The following is a 3,421-nucleotide window of genomic DNA, read 5'->3' as shown; positions in this document are numbered from 1 at the left end:
TTACTTTCATCTTTTTCATTGCATTATTTATGTTGTCCGCAGTTATGAATGGTATGAAACTAGTGCGTAATTCACTATTACAACTCGTTCATTCCAATAGTCACACAGAGCGTACGCCTACTAAAGGAAAACTAACGAATATAGTAGCACTTTTATCAATTATTTTATTAGCAGTTGGTTATACTTCGATGATTTATATGAAAGAGTTAAAGGAATCAGGATTTATCATTGCTACAATGACGGTAACATTAGGAACTTACATGCTATTTGCAGCCTTTCTTCCAATGATTATTAATAAAATGAAGGGTAATAAGAAACGTAGTGAAAAAGGAATTAATACGTTTACGTTTGCACAGCTAAGTTTTTCTATTAATAGCTTAACGAAAGTATTAGCAACAGTGGCAATGTTAGTTGCTCTCGGTGCAGGTGCAATCTCCAGTGGTATGGCGTTAAAAAATAATGTCACAAATATGGTGGAGAGTGCAGAATACTATGATGTCGAAATTAAAGATCCCACAGTAGAAGAAAAGAAAATATTAAATAGTATTACATTTAAAGAAAAGAATGAATATCGATACAAAGCAGACGAGCAGTTTATTTATCAATTAAAAGAAGATTTGGAAAAAAATCGTCCGCTAACACGTACTGAAAAAGACAGGAATAGTAGCCAATTTGTTCCTGTATCGAAAGAGCTAATTGCGGGAGCAGTTTTAAGTCATAGCCGAGAAGAAAATAAGAATAATACCAATGTAATTCCAGAAGAGTGGGGAAATGTTTTAAGATCTCTTCAAAAGACATATATGAATCCTATTCAAAAGATACAAATTGTAGATCAAAGGATGTATGACGAAATACAAGGTAAAGAAGAAATTATAATATTGGGGAAAACAGACGATTTTACAACGTATAAAGAAGAATGGAAAAAAATTGATGAATTAGAGATAGCTAAATATAAAGATATGAAAGAAGTACATCTTTTAAGTAAATATATGCTGTATGAAAAATACTACAGTACTTACAGTGGAACACTATTTATGGGATTTTTCTTAGGTATAGCTTTCTTAGCGATGCTGGCAAGCTGTTTAATGTTTAAAATTCTTTCTGGTGCTTCAAAAGATATTATTCGCTATCAAATGCTTCGTAAAATTGGTGTACGTTATGAGCTATTAACGAAATCAATTTATAAAGAATTACTTTTCGTCTTCTTGTTCCCAGCGATAGTAGGTATAATGCACGTATTAGTTGGCATGAACATGTTTTCGTTCATAATCGATAATCCATATTTCCGTATTTGGTTGCCTATAATTATTTTCTTAGTCATTTATGTGATGTATTATTTTATTACAGTTCAATTATATAAAAGAATTGTTCTTCCGAAAAAAGGATAATGAAAAATGGGATCATTAATATAAGATATCGTATCAAAGTATTATAGGTTTCTTCTATGATGGAGTAGTGACAACGAAGTAAGAAAAGTGAAACTTTAATCATTGGGGGGCTTCTTCATATCCCAATGATTGTTAGAGGAAAAGGAGCATCTAGGGTTAGAAAATCTAAATTTATTACAATAATTACTGGCTTAGTTGACTCATTAATAGGATAAAAAGTATACGGTGCACTTTTAGAAAATATTTAAGGGGCACCATATCAAAAAAACCGTACATTATTAAGAACTAAATTGAAAAAGTTATAAAAATTATTCTTGTTTATCTTTAGGTTAGGTAAGTGTACATGGATGTTACACTTACCTAACCTAAAGGGGATAATACCATTAGACGGTCTCTCTTGTAACCTCAAAATATAATAACGAATGCTAATTACTAGGGGATACTATAGCATTTCTAACATATAAAAAAAGAGAGGATATTCGTCTTTATATTGAACGAACAATCCCCTTTTCATAATACTCTAATTAATGTACGTTTAGACACATTTTAGAGACAAATTAACCGATTCCCTGTACGTTAAGGAACCGTTTTTTATTTTTGAAGGATATTTGAAGAAAAATCGAGAACCTAATCCAGGATTGATTTACACAAAAGGGCCAGCCATGGCTGGTTTAATTTCATTTCTTATTCTTTCAGTATCTTGCAAAATATATTATTCTTCAGCTCTAACATTTCCATAAATTTCATTCCAGTTACTTTTTCCTTCTCCCACTTGAAATTAGTTTCTTCTATTAAAATGTACAGCTTTTTTATCTATACCAAGTACATACTTAAAAGAGGAAACAATAATCCTAGCTAATTTTTTCTATATATTGCATATAGGATTAGATATATATTTAATAAAGCAATCCCAGGATTCTACTTACAACTGCAACAGAAGCTTACACATTAGTGAGATGGTCATAAGTATCTCGTGCAGGTTATGGAACTGTAATATCATGTTTACAAACTAGGGCAGTTCAAAATGAAACTATGGATTAATTTCAACCGAAAATAAATTGGGTGAAACTTAAACAACGTTGATTTGATAGGAATCTTAAATTCTAACCAATATAAAGTAGGGATACAATGACTGTTGGAATACAATTATGAAATACAACAAGGTTGGAAAAGTATCTATGTATATGTTCTTTATACCCGTATTTGGTGTGTTATTATCGAGCATGATTTTAGGTGAAGCAATTCATTCATTTGTGCTACTTGGTTTAGCATGTGTAGCCGCGGGAATTATTGTGGTAAATCGGACGCCAGCTAAGCAAAAAATAGAGCAAGAAAAACAAGTGGCATAGAGAGCAGAAAAGCGATTACAATGGAAGAACAGTGCTGTTCTTCTTTTTTAGAAAAAGGATAATAGACTAAGTGTAACGAAAAAAGATACAAAAAGCATTTATTGAGGAGAACATATTATGAATCTACTTTACGTGGTGTTAATTGGGCAAATACTTCTTTTTTTTATTGGTGCAATTTATGCAATAGGGCAGACAAAAAGAACGAAAGTTAATATGCCGTTACCTTTAGCAATCCGTCTTATTCTTAGTTTTTCTTTAACAGGTAGTGCAATTTGGATATGGTTACAAGATCCATCTGTAGAGTATAGTACGTGGGTTGCACTTGGTATGACTTTATCGACTGTGGGAGATTTGTTTATGGCTGGGTTGATTCCAATTGGTCATCGATTAATTGGTGGGATGGTTACTTTCGCCCTTGCTCATTGTTTTTATGTAAAAGCATTTTTGCAAACAGGAATTTCATGGAATGGTTTTTGGATTGGCTTACTTGTATATGGGCTCTTTCTAATTGTAGGATGGTTCTTCTTTATCCGAAATGATAAACAGGATAAATTGTTTACGATAGGAGCTCTAATTTATGGATTGTGGGTTGGGGGAATGGCGTGCTTTGCATTCGCCTTATATTATGAAAATACAGGAATATGGTGGATACCAGCGTTTGGTGGTTTACTGTTTGTGATTTCT

Annotated in this window: 2 protein-coding genes and 1 pseudogene; all 3 read left to right on the top strand. The window is 32.2% G+C overall.

Annotation, left to right across the window (positions count from 1 at the left end; translation table 11 throughout):
* Positions 1 to 1,388, top strand: a 1,388-nt coding sequence (locus tag MR167_RS30995) for an ABC transporter permease (RefSeq protein WP_242316201.1), incomplete at its 5' end; no start/stop codon positions are given.
* 1,136 nt (positions 1,389 to 2,524) lie between these two features.
* Positions 2,525 to 2,737: pseudogene (locus tag MR167_RS30990) on the top strand (EamA family transporter); the annotation flags it as partial.
* Between the two features lie 117 nt (positions 2,738 to 2,854).
* Positions 2,855 to 3,421, top strand: a 567-nt coding sequence (locus MR167_RS30985; RefSeq protein WP_242316200.1) for a lysoplasmalogenase family protein, incomplete at its 3' end; no start/stop codon positions are given.

Origin of the sequence: Bacillus cereus group sp. BfR-BA-01355 (genome assembly GCF_022663675.1) — a bacterium.
Classification (GTDB): Bacteria; Bacillota; Bacilli; order Bacillales; family Bacillaceae_G; genus Bacillus_A; species Bacillus_A thuringiensis_S.
Note: the sequence above shows the minus strand (reverse complement) of the source record. Positions and strands in the feature narration are given on the sequence as shown.